This window comes from Parasaccharibacter sp. TMW2.1882 (genome assembly GCF_023337635.1).
GTDB lineage: Bacteria > Pseudomonadota > Alphaproteobacteria > Acetobacterales > Acetobacteraceae > Bombella > Bombella apis.
In genome coordinates this window covers 277,296-293,204 of the sequence record NZ_NWUT01000002.1, presented here as the reverse complement: position 1 = coordinate 293,204, position 15,909 = coordinate 277,296, and the positions used below count along the sequence as shown (strand labels likewise).

General features: G+C 58.7%; 16 protein-coding genes. 5 read left to right on the top strand and 11 right to left on the bottom strand.

Translation table 11 applies throughout. The features are described from left to right. Nucleotides 1–17 precede the first annotated feature (17 nt). The 3 genes from CO583_RS06985 to CO583_RS06975 form a co-directional block, all read right to left on the bottom strand. The gene (locus CO583_RS06985; RefSeq protein ID WP_248630660.1) at nucleotides 18–1,085 is read right to left on the bottom strand and encodes an NAD(P)-dependent alcohol dehydrogenase; all 1,068 of its coding nucleotides are present in this window, start codon (nucleotides 1,083–1,085) and stop codon (nucleotides 18–20) included. Between the two features lie 102 nt (nucleotides 1,086–1,187). Beyond that, on the bottom strand, nucleotides 1,188–2,144 hold the full coding sequence (locus CO583_RS06980; RefSeq protein WP_248630659.1) for an AraC family transcriptional regulator: 957 nt from the start codon (nucleotides 2,142–2,144) through the stop codon (nucleotides 1,188–1,190). A 46-nt stretch (nucleotides 2,145–2,190) separates the two neighbouring features. After that, entirely contained in the window at nucleotides 2,191–2,778 is a 588-nt protein-coding gene (locus tag CO583_RS06975; RefSeq protein WP_043558122.1) for an NAD(P)H-dependent oxidoreductase, read from the bottom strand. 257 nt (nucleotides 2,779–3,035) lie between these two features. Here CO583_RS06975 and CO583_RS06970 point away from each other — a divergent pair, with 257 nt between their 5' ends. From CO583_RS06970 to CO583_RS06950, 5 genes are all read left to right on the top strand, one after another. Next, nucleotides 3,036–3,887, top strand: coding sequence for a response regulator transcription factor (locus CO583_RS06970; protein ID WP_166651581.1), 852 nt, complete (start codon nucleotides 3,036–3,038; stop codon nucleotides 3,885–3,887). Nucleotides 3,888–3,904: 17 nt separating this feature from the next. Next, complete coding sequence (locus tag CO583_RS06965) at nucleotides 3,905–4,429, top strand: flagellar basal body-associated FliL family protein (protein WP_081562799.1); 525 nt, start codon at nucleotides 3,905–3,907, stop codon at nucleotides 4,427–4,429. Nucleotides 4,430–4,445: 16 nt separating this feature from the next. Then, nucleotides 4,446–5,678, top strand: a complete 1,233-nt coding sequence (gene fliM, locus CO583_RS06960) for a flagellar motor switch protein FliM (protein ID WP_052348898.1) — start codon at nucleotides 4,446–4,448, stop codon at nucleotides 5,676–5,678. Continuing rightward, nucleotides 5,662–6,225, top strand: a complete 564-nt coding sequence (locus CO583_RS06955; protein WP_043558125.1) for a hypothetical protein — start codon at nucleotides 5,662–5,664, stop codon at nucleotides 6,223–6,225. The genes fliM and CO583_RS06955 overlap by 17 nt, the downstream gene beginning before the upstream one ends. A 130-nt stretch (nucleotides 6,226–6,355) precedes the next feature. Next, the gene (locus CO583_RS06950; protein ID WP_043558127.1) at nucleotides 6,356–7,318 is read left to right on the top strand and encodes a flagellin; all 963 of its coding nucleotides are present in this window, start codon (nucleotides 6,356–6,358) and stop codon (nucleotides 7,316–7,318) included. A gap of 86 nt (nucleotides 7,319–7,404) precedes the next feature. Here CO583_RS06950 and CO583_RS06945 read toward each other — a convergent pair whose 3' ends face one another. The 8 genes from CO583_RS06945 to flgF all read right to left on the bottom strand — a co-directional run bounded on the left by CO583_RS06945 (nucleotide 7,405) and on the right by flgF (nucleotide 15,852). Further along, nucleotides 7,405–8,400 (bottom strand): glycosyltransferase, encoded by a 996-nt coding sequence (locus tag CO583_RS06945; RefSeq protein WP_248630658.1) that lies wholly within the window; start codon nucleotides 8,398–8,400, stop codon nucleotides 7,405–7,407. A 9-nt stretch (nucleotides 8,401–8,409) separates the two neighbouring features. Then, nucleotides 8,410–9,288 (bottom strand): glycosyltransferase, encoded by an 879-nt coding sequence (locus CO583_RS06940; RefSeq protein WP_248630657.1) that lies wholly within the window; start codon nucleotides 9,286–9,288, stop codon nucleotides 8,410–8,412. 210 nt (nucleotides 9,289–9,498) lie between these two features. Then, nucleotides 9,499–9,930 carry a heme-binding protein gene (locus tag CO583_RS06935; protein ID WP_248630656.1) on the bottom strand — a complete coding sequence of 144 codons (432 nt, stop codon included), beginning with the start codon at nucleotides 9,928–9,930 and terminating at the stop codon, nucleotides 9,499–9,501. A 39-nt stretch (nucleotides 9,931–9,969) separates the two neighbouring features. Further along, nucleotides 9,970–10,974, bottom strand: a complete 1,005-nt coding sequence (locus CO583_RS06930) for an alpha-ketoacid dehydrogenase subunit beta (protein WP_043558134.1) — start codon at nucleotides 10,972–10,974, stop codon at nucleotides 9,970–9,972. 26 nt (nucleotides 10,975–11,000) lie between these two features. Then, nucleotides 11,001–11,975, bottom strand: a complete 975-nt coding sequence (locus tag CO583_RS06925) for a thiamine pyrophosphate-dependent dehydrogenase E1 component subunit alpha (RefSeq protein WP_086431367.1) — start codon at nucleotides 11,973–11,975, stop codon at nucleotides 11,001–11,003. Between the two features lie 225 nt (nucleotides 11,976–12,200). Next, nucleotides 12,201–13,286 carry a hypothetical protein gene (locus CO583_RS06920; RefSeq protein ID WP_043558137.1) on the bottom strand — a complete coding sequence of 362 codons (1,086 nt, stop codon included), beginning with the start codon at nucleotides 13,284–13,286 and terminating at the stop codon, nucleotides 12,201–12,203. 100 nt (nucleotides 13,287–13,386) lie between these two features. Further along, nucleotides 13,387–14,934, bottom strand: coding sequence for a flagellar hook-associated protein FlgK (gene flgK, locus CO583_RS06915; protein WP_248630655.1), 1,548 nt, complete (start codon nucleotides 14,932–14,934; stop codon nucleotides 13,387–13,389). 162 nt (nucleotides 14,935–15,096) lie between these two features. Beyond that, nucleotides 15,097–15,852: a flagellar basal-body rod protein FlgF gene (gene flgF / locus CO583_RS06910; RefSeq protein ID WP_043558141.1), complete on the bottom strand. Its 756-nt coding sequence runs from the start codon at nucleotides 15,850–15,852 to the stop codon at nucleotides 15,097–15,099. Nucleotides 15,853–15,909 lie beyond the last annotated feature (57 nt).

Sequence of the window (15,909 nt, the reverse complement as noted above, 5' to 3'; positions counted from 1 at the left end):
CCGGCGGGGGTGGTCGGTCAGTCGGTCTTCAGTGTGGTCATGTCGATCACGAAGCGGTAGTGCGTGTCGCCCTGTTCCAGCTGGCGGAAGGCCTCGTTGATGTCCTGCATGGCGATGGTCTTCGTGTCGGGCAGGATGTTTTTGCGGGCACAGAAGTCCAGAAGCTCCTGCGTTTCACGGATGCCTCCGGCGAGCGAGCTGGTGATGTTGCGGCGGCCATAGACCAGCGGCAGGGTTGAGAGTGCCGGTATGGGGCCGACCTGCCCGACAAGGGAGATCGTGCCGTCCACATCCAGCAGGGACAGGTAGGGGTTGATGTCATGCTCCACCGGTATGGTGTCGATGATGAGGTCAAAACGGCTGGCCGCTTCCTGCATGGCCTTTTCATCGCCAGAGGCGAGGAAGCTGTCTGCCCCCAGGGCGAGGGCTTCCTGTTTTTTCTTCCCGCTGCGTGAAAGGACGGTGACTTCCGCCCCGAGTGCGGAAGCCAGCTTCACGGCCATCTGGCCCAGCCCGCCAAGGCCGATGACGGCAACCCGTGATCCGGGCCCGGTACGCCATGTCCGCAGGGGGGACCATGTGGTGATGCCGGCACAGAGCAGCGGTGCCGCCCTGGAGGCATCCAGCCCTGCTGGTACTTTCAGGACGAATTCCTGCCGGGCGACGAGGTGCCTGGAATAGCCGCCCATGTTGGGAGTTCCGTCCACGGCATCAATGCCACCATAGACCCCATTCATGCCGATGGGATATTTCCTGCCCTCCCGGCAATACTGTTCCTCACCTTTGCGGCACTGGTCACATGTCATGCAGCTGTCCACCATGCAGCCGACGGCAACGATGTCCCCGGCCTTGTGGCGGGTCACCTCCGGGCCGACCTCCAGCACGCGGCCGATGATCTCGTGGCCGGGAATGGCCGGATAGGACGTATGGCCCCAGTCATTGCGCACCCAGTGCAGGTCGGAGTGACAGACCCCGCAATAGAGGACCTCCATCACCACGTCATTGGGGCGGGGATTGCGGCGGTCAAAATGGAGGGGGGCGAGAGGGGCCTCGGCAGAGGTGCAGGCAAAGCCAATGGTGCGCATGGGATCATCCTTCCCTGAAGAGCGGCGATTGAACGGGCCAGCTGCGAGCCTATGGAACGTTAACCTTCTGTTCAATCTTTCAGGAGGGATGGCAGGTCTGCTTCAGAACCACACATCTTCATGCTGGGCCGTATAGGCATCCACGCCCATGCGGCGGATGTGCTGGAGGTCGGCCTGGGGCGGGCGGGCGAAGGTTTTCCTGTACTCACGGCTGAACTGGGAGGGACTGTCATATCCTACCTGAAAGCCTGCGCTGGCAGCGCTCATCTCTTCATGCACCATGAGGCGGCGTGCTTCCTGCAGGCGCAGCTTCGTGCGGTACTGGACGGGCGTCATGCCTGTCAGCTCTCCGAAGCGTTTGTAGAAGCTGGACTGGCCCATCCCGGCGATCTTCACCAGCGTGCCGATCTCGAACCGTTCCTGAAAATGGTGGCGCAGATGGATGATGGCCCTGTTGATGCGGGAGAGGTCACTCTGGAGGTGGGTCGTTTCCTGAAGGACATGGCCTTGTTGGCCATGAAGAAAGAGATAGAGGAGCTCCTTCTTGTAGAGCCGCGCCAGAAATTTCTGGTCGCTATTCCGGGCGAGCAGCCCTACCAGGCGCAGCAGGGCATCCAGCAGGTCGTCGGTGATCCGGCTCACTCCCATGGCGGATATGGGAGAGCTGTTCTCCTTTCGGAGGGCCAGTTTCCGGGTCTGACGGTTGAGGGCGGACTGGCTCTCCCGGAGGAGCTGCTCCATCTCCGTGGAGGAGAAGCTGATGCACAGGGCCAGATAGGGTCTTTCCGCCGAGGCCCTGGTGATCTGGCCGGAAACGGGCAGGTCCAGTGTGGAGATCAGATATTCGCCCTCGCCATAGGGCAGGGGCTGGTCATGGAGGTGAAGGATTTTCTGCCCCTGCACGACGATGTAGATGCGGGGTTCGTAAACGACCAGAACGGGATCGGTCACGGTCCCGGTGCGATAGAGGGTCAGGAAGTCGAAAGCCGTATGGGTGACTTTTTCCGGGCAGTGGCGGCTGACAGCCGCCTGGAGGGCGGCGAGTCGGTCCTGTGGCATGGTGCAGTCTTTCTCTGTGCCGGTTGTTCCTGATCCGTGGAGCCGGTCAGGCCATGATGATGACCTGCTCGATATGCCGCCGGTAGGCAGCCTCCATGGCTGGGACATCCGGGTTCTTCATGACATCCGTTGCCAGAAAGGTGGGCAGGCGGTCCATGCCGAGAAAGGCATGGGCCCGATAGAACGGGAAAAGCACGGCATCAATACCACCGCCGCCGAAGAACTGGTCCCTGTCTTCGAAGGCTTCAAGTGGGGCATTCCACGTGGTGGATACCATGAAGCGTTTGCCCTGTAGCAGGCCACCAGAGCCATAACGCTTTGAGGGATCGTGCCGGCTGCGGCCATCATTGCTGTAAAAAAGGCCATGTGCCTGTGTGAAAACCTCATCCATATATTTTTTCAGAGGCCACGGCGTGCCCATCCACCATCCCGGAAACTGGTAGATGACGATGTCCGCTTTCTGGATCGCCCGGATTTCGCTTTCGACATCATAGCCTTCATCAATGACGGTCTGGCTGACGGACAAACCGTGTTCCTGAAGGCAGGTTGCGGCAAGATTCTGGAGGGTCTGGTTCAGTTTTCCGGCAGAGTGGGCAAAAGGTTTCGCCCCGTTGATGAGGTGGATGTGGGTCATTGGGGGACTTTCATGAGGGTTATGAAGATGTCCAGTTCATTAATCGGAACCGCTGGTGTCAAGGGGAGAAAATGGCCTTTAGTGCTTTGTAAAAGGCCATTGAATTGCCATAATCTCATGGGCTTTGTGGCAGCATTTTAACGAATTTAAAGGAATATTTTGATTGCATTTAAAAGATGGAAGGATATTTTAATGTCGCGTTAGCATTATGTCTTGATAATGAGGAGTACGAAACGATGAAGAAAAGGAAAACTTCCATGAGGTTGATCTGCGTTGGTGATAGTCCAAAGAATATGGACGGACGGCCTTGCTCCACTCTTTCTGAAGCGGTTTCTGAAGGAGGAATCTTTCTGCGCATTTCTGGCAGGGAAGGCGTGCTGAGCGCCCTGCGCAATGATCAGTCCGATGTGGCCGTCATCCAGCAGACCAACCCGGATCCGCTTCTGATCAGAACGATTCGCAACAACCGCTTCAGCCTGCCGATTCTGGTCATTGCCCGGAATCTGACAGCCCACAACGTGGCCGAGGCCCTTGCCGCTGGTGCTGATGACTGCGTGCCCATCACGGTAGGGCCGGTAGAACTGCTGGCCCGGCTGAAGGCGATTGTCCGGCGTGTCATGGATCATGGCGTGACCAGCCAGATCATCACGGTCGGCCGTCTGACGGTGAAGGAAGACACCCGTGAGGTGCTGGTGGATGATGACCTCCTGCCGCTGACACAGGGTGAATATGACATCATGTCCCTCATGGTGCGTCGTCGGGGTAGCCTGCTGAACAAGGCTGCCATCCTGTCCACCCTGTATGCTGGGCGGGAGAAGCCCATCAGCAAGACCATCGATGTCATGGTCTGCCGCATCCGTCAGAAGCTGCGGGCAAGAGGTATCCAGAAGCCCTTCATCACGAGCTGGGGCATGGGGTATCGGCTGAATGAGGAAGCCTTCCTGCCGCTGGGTGCCCGTGCCGAGGATGAGTGCAACCCTGTCCAGCAGGCCATCCGTGAGGCCAGCATGCCCGTATCGGCGGGTCTGGGTGTGACAGCCATGGCAGGCGAGGCGGAAAGCCGTCGCACTGTGGAGAAAGCCGCCAGACAGCCGGTTCATCAGGACTGATAACGGAGCGCAGCGTCATGAGTGATGAGACCAGTCCAGACGCCGGAGGTGATGGTACAGCCGCTTCGGCTGATGGCAGGAAGGGCATGTCCAGGAAGAAAATGGCCATCATGGCTGCCGTGCCTCTGCTGCTGATAGGTGGGGGCGTGGGTGCCTGGCAGGCCCACCTTCCACCATTCGGCGGTGGCGGGAAGCCTGCCCCCAAGGTTGCCGCAGCGGAAGGCGGGGAGGCGGGCTCACATCGCCTCCTTCTGTCGGTTCCCTCTGCCACGGCCAATCTGGATAACGGGGCCGGGCGGACGGTCTATGTAAAGATGACAGCCAGTGTCGAGGTGGAGGGAGCTGAGACACTGGCAGCTCTTCAGGGGCGTATTCCCGAGGTGCAGGACATTTTCCAGACCTATCTGCACGAAAGCCGCCCGCAGGACCTGCATGGCAGTGGCTTCTATCGCCTGCGTGAGGCCCTGCTGAGGCGCCTGCGTGTGGCGTTTGCCCCGCTGAATGTCACGAACATTTACATTACGGAACTTCTAACCCAGTAAGGTGGATTTGGACCCAATGGCGGATGAAGAGGAGCAGGCACAGGCTGACCAGCCTGACCTGACAGAAGGGCAGGGAGCGGAACAGCCCGGCCCGGATACAGAAGACAATGCTGCACGGACTGAAGCCCCGGAAGAGGAAGGAACATCCTCCTCCGGGGTCGCTGCGCATGGGGGGGATGATGGTGAGGCGGATGGCCATGCGCTGGACCAGTCTGCCATTGATGCCATGCTCGGCAATGCATTTTCCGGTTCTGCCATGCGGGAAGAGAGCGGGATGGAGCGCATCATCAAGGCCGGTTTTGTGGCCTATGAGCGTATGCCCATGCTGGAGAACGTGTTTGACCGGCTGGTGCGTTTCCTTTCTTCGACCCTGCGTGGTTTTACCAACGACAATGTCGACATCACCATGGAGAACATGCGGTCCCTGCGTTTTGGGGACTATATGGGAGAAGTGCCGTCTTCCTCCCTGTTTTCCGTCTTCCGGGCAGAGCAGTGGCGCAATTATGGTCTGGTTGTTGTGGATTCGTCGCTGTCCTATTCCATTGTGGACATCCTGATGGGCGGAGAGCGCGGTGGTGGACCCAAGATCATAGAGAATCGGCCCCACACTGCTCTGGAGAGAGCCCTCATAGAGAAGTTGATTGTCATTACGCTGGCGGATCTCTCCGAGGCTTTTGCGCCAGTGGGCAAGGTGGATCTCTCTTTCGAGCGGCTGGAGATCAGCTCCAGCCTGGCGGTGATTGCCCGGCCCTCCAATGCGGCCATTGCGGCCCGCTTCCATATTGATATGGGCGACAGGAGCGGGGACATGGATATCGTCATCCCCTATGCCACGCTGGAACCGGTAAGAGAGAAACTCTCCCAGCAGTTCATGGGGGACAATTTCGGCAATGACTCCATATGGGAGAATCATCTCATTTCCGAAATCATGGAAACGAGCGTGACCGTTTCCACCGTGTTTGAGACGGCGTCTTTCCCGCTTTCCCAGATTCTGGAGCTGAAGGAAGGTAGTGTCCTCCATCTGCCCAGTAAGGGCGAAGCGCCGCATCGTGTGCGGATGGAATGTGACGGAACGCCAATTTTTGAGGGCACGCTGGGGCGGCTGCATCGGATGCAGGCTGTTCGGATAGACCAGCGCCTCATCCCGCTGGAGGAAGATCTGACGCCGGAACTGCTGGCGTCTCTTGGTTCTGCTTCGGTGGATCAGCAGTCAGCAGAGCAGAGGGGACATCATGCTTCTGAAAAATAGCCAGCTCATCATCGAGATTCTTCTGATGGTCGTCCTGATAGCCGGGATTGTCAGCTCCCGTCTCATTGTCCGGCGGCTTGGGGTCATCCGGGATTCCTATACGGCACTGAATGAGATGGTGGCCACGCTTGATGCTTCGACAGAACAGATGAACCATATGTTCGAGCGGGTCCGGCATGAGGTCACCCAGGGGGACAGGCGCCTGTCTGTCCTGCTGGAGCGTGCCCGCAATGCTGAAGAGGACCTGATGGACCAGCAGAAGATGACGCAGGAGACTGCCGATTCGCTTTCTGGTGTTCTGGAGCGGTCGGAAAAGCAGGAGGCCGGGTTGAACCAGGCCGTGGAGTCGGCCCAGGCCATGCTGCAACAGCTGGAAGAACAGCTGGAAATGCAGAAGAAGGCGCTGGAACAGAGCAGGGCCGCCGCCGGGCCTGCCCCGGCTGAGGGCGATTCTGCCCCGCATTTCTCCGATGAGATTGTCATGCCTGTTCCGGGCCGCCTGCGTAGCCCAAGGCCTTATATGAGGCAGAATGAGGCCGATGGTTAAGGCAGGCATTTTGCCATGCCTGTCATTTTGAAATGTCCTCTGTAAGAAACATGTAAGGGTTCTGTGTTTCTATCCATCTGTCAACGATGAGTTCGTTGGTTTCTATACAGATGTGCAAGGAGAGAAGACCATGAGTCTTTCCATCAATACCAACCAGTCTTCCATGGTTGCTCTGGAAACACTGAACACCACACAGGGCGATCTGGCCAAGACGGAAAATGCCGTCTCCACCGGCAAGAAGGTCGCCAATGCTTCCGACAATCCGGCTGCTTTTGGCATTTCCTCCCAGATCGGTGGTGACATTGCCGGCCAGAGCGCTGTCAATGATGGCCTGAGCTACGCTTCCCAGATTGTCAGCTCCACAAACTCTGCTGCCAACAGCATCATCAACATCCTTCAGAACGTCCAGAACGCTGTGACCACTGTCGGTAACAACCTGGGCAACTCTTCTTCCCTCGGCCAGCTCGACAAGGAGCTGACAGGTTACATGAAGAGCATTGACACCATCGCCCGTAACGCCACGACCAAGGGGATCAACCTGCTGGCCGGTGGTACGACAGGTGGTACAGCCGATGGTCTGGGCATCACGGCCAGCAGCCTGACCTTCGTTACGGGTCTCCAGGGTGATACACAGACACTGACCGGCTATGGCGCCCTCGTTTCCGCCACGACAGGTGCCAAGGGTGCGACCCTGACCGACGTTCTGGGCCTGACAACGAATGGTGTGGCCGGTTCTGACCCGACCTCCAACGTCTTCCTGAACGCCAGCGCCACGGGTGCTTCCCTGGCTGACAGCTCCAGCGATCCGAAGAAGGCTGTTGCCGACATGATCGGGCGTGTTCAGAAGGCCATCGTTGCCATGACGAACGTCACGTCTGATCTCGGTTCCAACCAGCAGACCATCGACTCCATGAGCTCCTATGGTCAGAAGTCTTCCGACTCCCTGACAGCTGCTTCCGGCGCTCTGACGGATGCTGACATGTCTGCCGAGTCTGCCAAGCTGACATCCCTGCAGACCAAGCAGTCCCTGGGCATCAAGTCCCTCTCCATCGCCAACGGTCAGTCCCAGAACATTCTGTCCCTGTTCCAGTAAGGGGAAGTATCCGGCCCTGTTGTTGGGCCGGAGCCTTCGGGCGACCATGTGCCAGACGCCACCGTATTTTTACGGTGGCGTTTTTTTTATGCCAGAAGGGCTTTCTCCTCGGGGTCCAGATGGCGTTCCGTCATCTCCCATGAGGCCCCGCACAGAAGGCGGGGTGCCACATGAGAAATATCCTTCATGACGGCAGCCAGAGCGTTTTTGTAATTCTGCACATGGTATCTGAATTCCGGGCAGTCTCCTTCCTTCAGGAAGAGGGCGTGCTCGGCCTTGGGTAGCCACGGCTTGGAGAGGAAAAGGAAATGCTGGACCTGGATGTCCAGTCTGCTCTCTTCGACATCTTTCCGTATCTCCGGCTGGAAGGGGACAACATCCTTGGCGATGTGCGTCATGGCGTAATTCCAGCGGACTGAAAAAAACTGCACGGAATCATGGAAAACGACATTGAGGATGCTTTCGGCATGGCCCTTCCACCTGCGGGAGATGAGCTGGAGGCAGCGTCTGCCATCCTCTGGTCTTATGGCTTTCATGTTGAAGAGCATGAGACCGGCATTGAAATACCGGCTTGTGTCCTTCAGGCCAGTCCTGAGTGTCTGATCATGCAGGGGGCGGGGTACGTTGGGAGGCAGGATGGTGTTGCGGAAGAAGCAGCGGACAGCCCCTATTTTCTTGTCTGCGGGCATGGCGTGGATGAGAGACAGCAGATCGCCCGTCACGATCATGTCGGCATCAAGGAAAAAGACAAAATCATGCCCTGCCATCAGTCCCGGTATGAGCAGTGCATGGTACATTTCTTCTTTTTTCAGGTTATGGCCTGCAAAATGCTCCTGCACGTTGATGAAGGTGATCCGTCCCCCCGAATCGTTCACCAGAGTGGTCATGATCCTGATGGCAGCTGGTGAGAGCTCCTTGTGGAAGATGACGAATTCTATGCGGTTCCTGTCGGATATCGAGTTGAGAACGGACCGTATCGTGGCGATGGCGGGGACGACATACGCCTGATTCAGCGACATGACGATGGGAATGGTCTGCATGATGTGGGACAACTTGCGTGCGTCAGGGGATGGGTCGGACATTGGCAGGGATCATGTAATGTTCTGCAAGGCGGTCCATATGGGGTCGAAGAGGAGAGGTGGCATCCTGTCCTGTATCTGACGCATGAGGGAGGCGGCGATCTTTCTGTAATCCCGGGCGTGGATGTTGGTCTGCTCCAGGGCTGCTGTCATGTCATCAGGGTCGAGATGGCTGGCGAACTGGCCGAGGTTCATGTTGTTGCGGGCGGAGGTAATGGCTGTCCGTATGGAAGGGATGAAGGCCTCATCCGGCTGCTGGAAGAGCGGCATCTGGAGATTCCATGACTGCGGGAACAGGTGCAGTGCGTGGCGGAAGAGGTAGTTAAGGATGGTTTCGTCCCGTCCCGGCCATTTTTCGTCCAGCAGCTGGATGCAGGCCTGCCCTTCCTCCGGGGAGATGGCCTGCCGGTTGAAGAGAAGCAGGTTGCGGCTGAAATGGTCCTCCGACCTGACAGGCCCGGAGTCGGGCTGGTCCATGAGGGCATGATACATGCAGCGGACAGCCCCGATCTTTGCTCCGGTAGGGAAATCGGACAGAAGGGACAGAATGTCCCCCCGGATGAGTGAACCTGCCCCGATGCTGAGTACGAAATTTCGTGATGTGAAATATTGGGGAATGAGCAGGGGATAAAGACGGTGGGTGCAGATGGTGTCTTTGTAGGTGAAGCCGGAAAGGATGCCGGGCATGTTGATGAGGGAGAAAGCGACGCCATACGAGTTGAGCAGCCCTTTTACCAGCTGTTTCACATGGTCATCGAGTCCCGTATGGAAGAGGGCAAAAGACAGGCGGGACTTGTCCTGCGCATTGCTGATGGTGGACTGTATGGTGACCAGAGCAGGAATGAGGTTGTTTTCATCCAGGCCCGTCGCAACAGTGAGGTGGGCCTTCATGAAAGGGCCGTCCGATCCGCTGAAAGTGATTGTACGTCCATGAACATTCTGACTTTCTTAAAGAAAGTTTGTAAGTTATTTATTAACCAATATGCATGAGGGAGAAAAGAGGCCGTTGTGATGGTTTGGGCTGTCCTGGCCGTGCAACAGGCAGACAGGCCATCCCTCCGGTTGGAGAGATGGCCTGTCTGGCAGGGATGGAAGGGGTTTTCAGGCGACCTCGAATCCCAGACTGTTCAGGGCCTTTTCAGCCAGGTCCCGGTCCTGCTCGTAGGTACCGCCGGAGACGCCAATGCCGCCGATCAGCTGCCCCCCGGCAAAAATGGGGCATCCACCGCCTACGGCCACAAGGTGGGGTCTGCTGGCGAGGGGGGCCATGTGGGGGTTCTGCACGAGCTGGTTCCAGACATGGGTCGGCTGACCGAAGGAGCAGGCCGTCCATGCTTTGTCGATGGCGATCTCGACCGTCAGGAAGGCTGTTCCATCATGGCGGGCAAAGGCCTGGAGATGCCCGCCTGCATCCACGATGGCGACAGAAACGGGAATCTTCTGTGCAGCTCCTTCTTTGAGGACAGCCTGCACGAGGCTGTTGGCGGCCTCACAGGTGATGGTGGCCTGTGAGACATGGTGTCTGGTAGTCATTTCTGAGGACTCCTTGCTTTTGACTGTTCCCATGCCTGTTCATGCCATGATCCGGGTCACGGCGGCCATGATCTGCTCCGCACCGGGGATGTAGGCTTTCTCCAGCACGGGCGAGAAGGGCACGGGCGTGTGTGGGGCACTGACCATCTGCGGGGCGGCTTTCAGGCTGGTGAAGCACTGCCCGGTGACCTGCGCCACGATGTCGGTGGCCATGTTGCAGCGGGGATGGGCCTCATCAGCCGCTACAAGCCGACCTGTTTTCTGTACGGACTTCAGGACCGTGGCAATGTCCAGCGGGGAGAGAGTCCGCAGGTCTATGACATCGGCCTCGATTCCCGTTTCCGCCAGCCGGGTGGCGGCCTCCAGTGCCCGGGGGACCATGGGCCCGTAGGTGACGATGGAGACGTCATGTCCTTCCCTGGCGAGATGGGCCTGCCCGAAGGGAATGGCGTAAGGAGCCTCGGCAACGGGGCCGGTCGTCTCATAGAGATATTTCGGCTCGCAGAAGATCACGGGGCCCCGGTCCCGGATGGCCTCGATCATCAGCCCCTTGGCATCATGCGGCGTGCTGGGGCAGACGACCTTCAGGCCCGGAATGTGGGTGAACATGGCCGTCAGCATCTGGGAGTGCTGTGCTGCACCATTGATGCCTGCCCCGACCATCGTGCGGACGACAAGCGGGATTTCGGCCGTGCCGCCGAACATGTAGCGCATCTTGGCAGCCTGGTTCAGCAGCTGGTCGAAGCAGACGCCCATGAAGTCGATGAACGGGACTTCCGCCACGACGGGGAAGCCGGAGAGGGCGGCCCCGACGGCAGCCCCGACATAGGCCATCTCGGTGGGGGGCGCATCAATCACCCGGTCACCATAGCGGGTATAGAGCCCCCTGGTGACACCAAGCACGCCACCCCATGTATCCGTTTCTCCCCCAGCATCGACACCACCGGCGGTGTCCTGCCCGAAGATGAGCAGTTTCGGGTCTCTGGCCATTTCCTGATCCAGAGCTTCGTTGATGGCTGATTTCAGCGAGACATGTCTGGTCATGACAGATTTTCCTTCAGATGATGGGTTCAGTAGGAGACGTACACGCCGTCATGGAGTTCATTCAGGGCAGGGTGCGGGGCCTTGAGGGCTTCCTGAACGGAAGCATCGACCAGCTGCTCCACGTCCCGGTCCACTGCTTCCAGTTCCGCCGGGCTGAGGCCTGATGTCTGGGCGAAGCGGCGCAGGCAGTCCCGTTCCTCCCAGGCGTTCTTCACGTCTCCGGCAGGGCGGTAACGCTGGGTGTCTCCCTCAAAATGGCCGTAAAAACGGACGGTTCGGCATTCCAGAAGAACAGGTCCGCCTCCGGCCCGCATTCTGGCGATAAGCTCCCCGGCAGCACGGTAGACGGCGAAGAAATCCAGCCCGTCCACCGTGACGGCAGGCATGCCGAAGCCTCTGGCCCGGTCCTCATAGCTGCTGACGGAGGTTGTCCTGTGCTGTGGTGTGGACTGGGCATAACCGTTGTTCTCCACGACGAACATCAGGGGCAGCTTCCAGACGCTGGCCAGATTCATGCTCTCCAGCACGGCGCCTTCATTCACGCCGCCATCACCACCGAAGACGACGGCAACATGGCCCTTGCCCTCCAGCCTGTCGGCGAGGGCGGCACCACAGGCCAGTGGAGCCCCGGCCCCAAGGATGCCATTGGCCCCCAGCATGCCCTTGCTCAGGTCGGCAATGTGCATGGAGCCGCCCTTGCCCTTGCAGATGCCGCCCTGCCGCCCGTGAATTTCCTTCATCATGGCCATGACATCGACACCCTTGGCGATGCAGTGGCCGTGGCCACGATGGGTGCTGGCGATCTGGTCCTGATCGGTCAGATGGCTGCAAATGCCGACGGCTACTGCTTCCTGTCCCGCATAGAGATGGGTGAAGCCCGGGACGATGCCAGCCTTGAAGTCCTCATGCAGACGGTTCTCGAACGTACGGATCGTCTTCATGCGCCGGTAGGCGGACAGAAGGATGTCATGGGATATGTCTGTTTTTCCAGTATGTTGCATGACTGTCTCCATAGTGACCTTGATGCGGTTCAACGCCTCGTCTGGTCTGGCGTTACAGTCTTTTTCTAGGGTTTCATCATGGCGCAGCGGTAGAAGGATCCTGCGCAAAGCTTGCCTTATTTTCCATAAATGGAGGGGCGTTCCGTACAGGCTGGGATAAAGAACGGGCCGCCTCCCGGTGGAAGACGGCCCGTCATCAGGCTGGTATCGTGCTGGAAGGTACGGTCAGAGATAGTCCGCCAGAGACATGTTCTTCATGTCGGCGATGAGCGAGAAGGAGGCCTTCAGCTGGAGGCTGAGGTCCGAGGAGCGTGTGGCCACCTCGGCCAGATTGACGTTCAGGCCGTTGGAGAGCTGTTCTTTCACCATCAGCTGAAGGCTGGAATAGATGCCCTGCTGGCGTGTCAGGGTGTTCTGCGTCACGCCGACGCTGGTGTTCATGTCGATGAGCTGGTTGGCTGTTGTTCCCAGTGAGGTATGCAGCTGGCGGACGAGATTGGTGAAGCCGGGTGTGGTCGTGTCCATTCCCTTCATGGACGTCATGATCATCATGTCCCGCATGAGGTCCCGGATGGGGGAGCCGGTGGACGTGCTGCTGGCCTGCCCGCCCTGTGTGGCGACCGGGCCGGTCTGGACGGTGGAGCCGTCCGGCCCGATGATGGCGGAAGCCTGAAGAGCCCCTGCCTGTTCGGCAGGTTGTGACAGAGCCTGAGAGAAGACGCTCATGCTGGCACTGTTGTCCGCACTGGCGGCGGTGGCCTGGCTGAAGACTGTCCCGCTGTTGCCGTCCTTCAGGCCGGAAACGATCTGGGAGATGGTATGGGCCAGCGTGCTGTCATTCAGTGTTGAGGGGGAGGTGACGGGCGCTGTGGATGTGTTCTGTCCAGCAAAGATGAAGCTGCTGCCATCGGATGTGTTGAGGATCGTTCCCAGGCTGCCCAGCCCTGTCCGGGCGCTGTCAGCTGCGGTTGTGGTGGATGCTTTTTCTCCGCCCTCAGAGGAGAGCATGCTCAGCAGTTGGGAGTTGAGGGACTGTGCCAGATCAGTGACCTGCTTGAGGGCTGTGGAGCTGAGAGAGAGGCGGTTCTGTACCGAAGACAGGTTGCTCTGATAGCCCGTCAGCTCGGCCAGTTTCGGGCTGAGGGACAGGATGGTCTGCCGGTCACTGCCCAACCCGGAAATGCTGGACGATGTCGTCCCCTGTGAGGTCTGCCACGCAATGTCTGTCTGCTCGGATTCAATCTGTCTGATGCCTGTGTTGAGGATCAGGTTTGCACCGGCGGCGCCATATTGGCTGACATTCATGCTCATGGGTGGCACTCCTGTGATGGTCTGTAGGGTGAGGGGGGCAGGTCAGGGTAGGGCCTGCCCGGTTTCATTGCCGGGCAGGCTGCCATGTGGGGGCAGTCCGTCAGTGGACGGCATCCAGCAGCGTGCTGAACATGGACTGCACCATGGAGACGACCTTGGCATTGGCTGCGTAAGAGTTTTTCAGGGACACGATGGCGGACATCTGGCTGTTAACATCCACACCAGAGACATCGGCAACCTTTGTCGTGAGGGATGTCTTGATGGATGTTGCCGTGGAGAGGTCACTGCTGTTCTGGCTGATCACCCCGGCCTGGCTGCTGGTGAGGGAGGTTGCCAGCTGTGTAAGCCCTTGCGTGCCGTCATAGCCCGTGGCCTGTGTGCCATCTGGCCCGAGAGAGGTGGAGGGTGCCGCCAGGGAGCCGGATGTGCTGGCGCTGGCGCTGCCCATGGCTTTGTTCAGCACGGCATTGGCGAGGGCGCTGGTCTGTCCACCATCGCTGTTGGCTGTCAGCAGGGACGGAGTCTGCTGATAGTCCGTGGAGATGGCAATCCTGGAGGAGAGCCCGACCAGCCCTGCTGGTGCTGTTTTGGTTGGATCGCTGGAGAGGGGCTGCGTCCCGCCATTGGTGAAGAGGGGCACTCCGGCCGCCTTGAAGCGGTTTATCAGCGTGTATGAGAAGGAATCGAGCTGCGCCTGCATCTGTGGATAGGTCTGGTCCCGCAGGGTCAGGTTGGCACCCAGCGTGCCATCGGTCAGGTGGGAGGTGATGTCTTTTCCGGCCAACATGATACCGGCAACACCCTGATCGCTGCCATCGGTGGCGTGATACATGCTTGGTGTCAGTGTGGCAGGGGACTTCGTGGAGAGGGGCCATGTTGCCGTGGGCGCCTGGAACTGTCCGTTGGGCAATCCGGCCTGATCCGGGCGGGTTGGCAGGCGTGTGCCGTCCTGCGTGCTGACCAGCATGTCGCCATTCGGTTTTTCGGTAAAGGTAACACCCAGCTTGCTGGAAAGGCTCTGCATGGCTTCCAGGCGCTTGTTGGCGAGGTCTGCCGTGTCAGCGTGGGAGCTGCGTGCCAGCATGATCTGCTGTGAGATCTGGCCAATGGTTGTCAGGTCCGTATTGATGCCGGAGACTGTGCTGGTGATGGCATCCTGTGCGCCCTGGCGCTGGGCCTGATAGACCGAAGAGAGGGTATGGATGTTGCTGACAAGGGTCTGCGCAGCCGAGACCACGCCCTGCTGCGAAGCACTGTTCTGCGGTGTGTTGGAGAGGCTGATGAAGGCCGTACTGACATTCTGGAGGTTGTTGGTCAGCGTGCCGATGGTATTGGCTCCATCAGAGCCTGTCGTCGTTCCCTGTACGGCAGAGACGGCCGCAAGGGAGTTGCTGGTGGCCGTCAGGCCGGAGACACGGGCATTCTGCTGGTAGAGTGCATCCTGAAGAGGCTGGGAAATGTTCAGCTGGTTGGCCGCTGAAGTCGCACCGACTCCAGTGCCGGAGACGACCGTCGAGGATGTGTTGGCAGTCTCTGACACATAGCCCGGGGTGGATGCGTTCGTGACATTGTTGGAGGCTGTTGAGAGTTCGTTCTCAATCGTCTTGAGGCCGGACGTGGCGATATTGAGGGACAGGCCAAGATCCATGGTTTCAGTCTTTCTCCGGAATGAGGGACTGGCCGAGGCCAGACAGGTCTGGATGACGGTCCGGCGACCTCACCCTAAGGCCATCCTAAGGTCATGAGTTTACAGGAAGTTAAATGGAAAGCCTGTATTTGATGATTTGTCCTTGATCTGGATCAAAAACAGCTAGGCTGTGACTTCCGTCGCAATCTTGTCGATGGCGTTCAGACGGCGGGTGAATTCGGTCTGGAGCAGCTGGAAGTTGAGATCATATTCCCGCTGGGTTTTTATCATCGCCGTGGTTTCCTCCACGGGGTTCACATTGCTGGATTCCAGCATTCCCTGCCGGATTTCCTGGGCAGGAACGGCCCGGAGGTCATTCTCGTTGGCTGGCCTGAAAAGATGGTTCCCCTCAGCATGGAGTGTATTGGGGTTATCGACTGTCGAGAGGCCGAGGCGGGTGATGTCACCTTTTTCTGTCGAGATGATGCCATCAGAGCCGATGCCAAGGGGCAGCACCTGATCATCAGGGGTCAGGGTAATGGGCTGGCGCTGGTCGTCCAGCAGGGCATTGCCCAGGGAATCGACAAGAGTGCCATCTTCACTGCGGTGGAACTGGCCGTTGCGGGTCAGCCGGATTCCCTGCTGGCTGCGGACCATGAAATAGCCCGGCCCGTTTATGGCGAGGTCCAGCGGATTTCCCGTCTGTCGCAGCTCACCCTGTAGCGTGTCCAGATAGGTGGATCTGTCCTGGTTGTAGGAGAGCGTCTTCTCGCCATTGGCCAGCTGATCGCCCTTCTGGCGGGACAGATAGTCGGAGAAAAGAACCCGCTGTTCCTTGAAGCCATCCGTGCTGCTGTTGGCCAGATTGTTGGCCGTAACCTCAAGCCCCCGTGTCAGCGCATCAATGCGTGAAAGGGCGAGATAACCGGTCACATCCATGGGAGACTGTCCTAAAGGCTATATCATGGTAGGTTTTGTTATAATGTCATTTGTTCA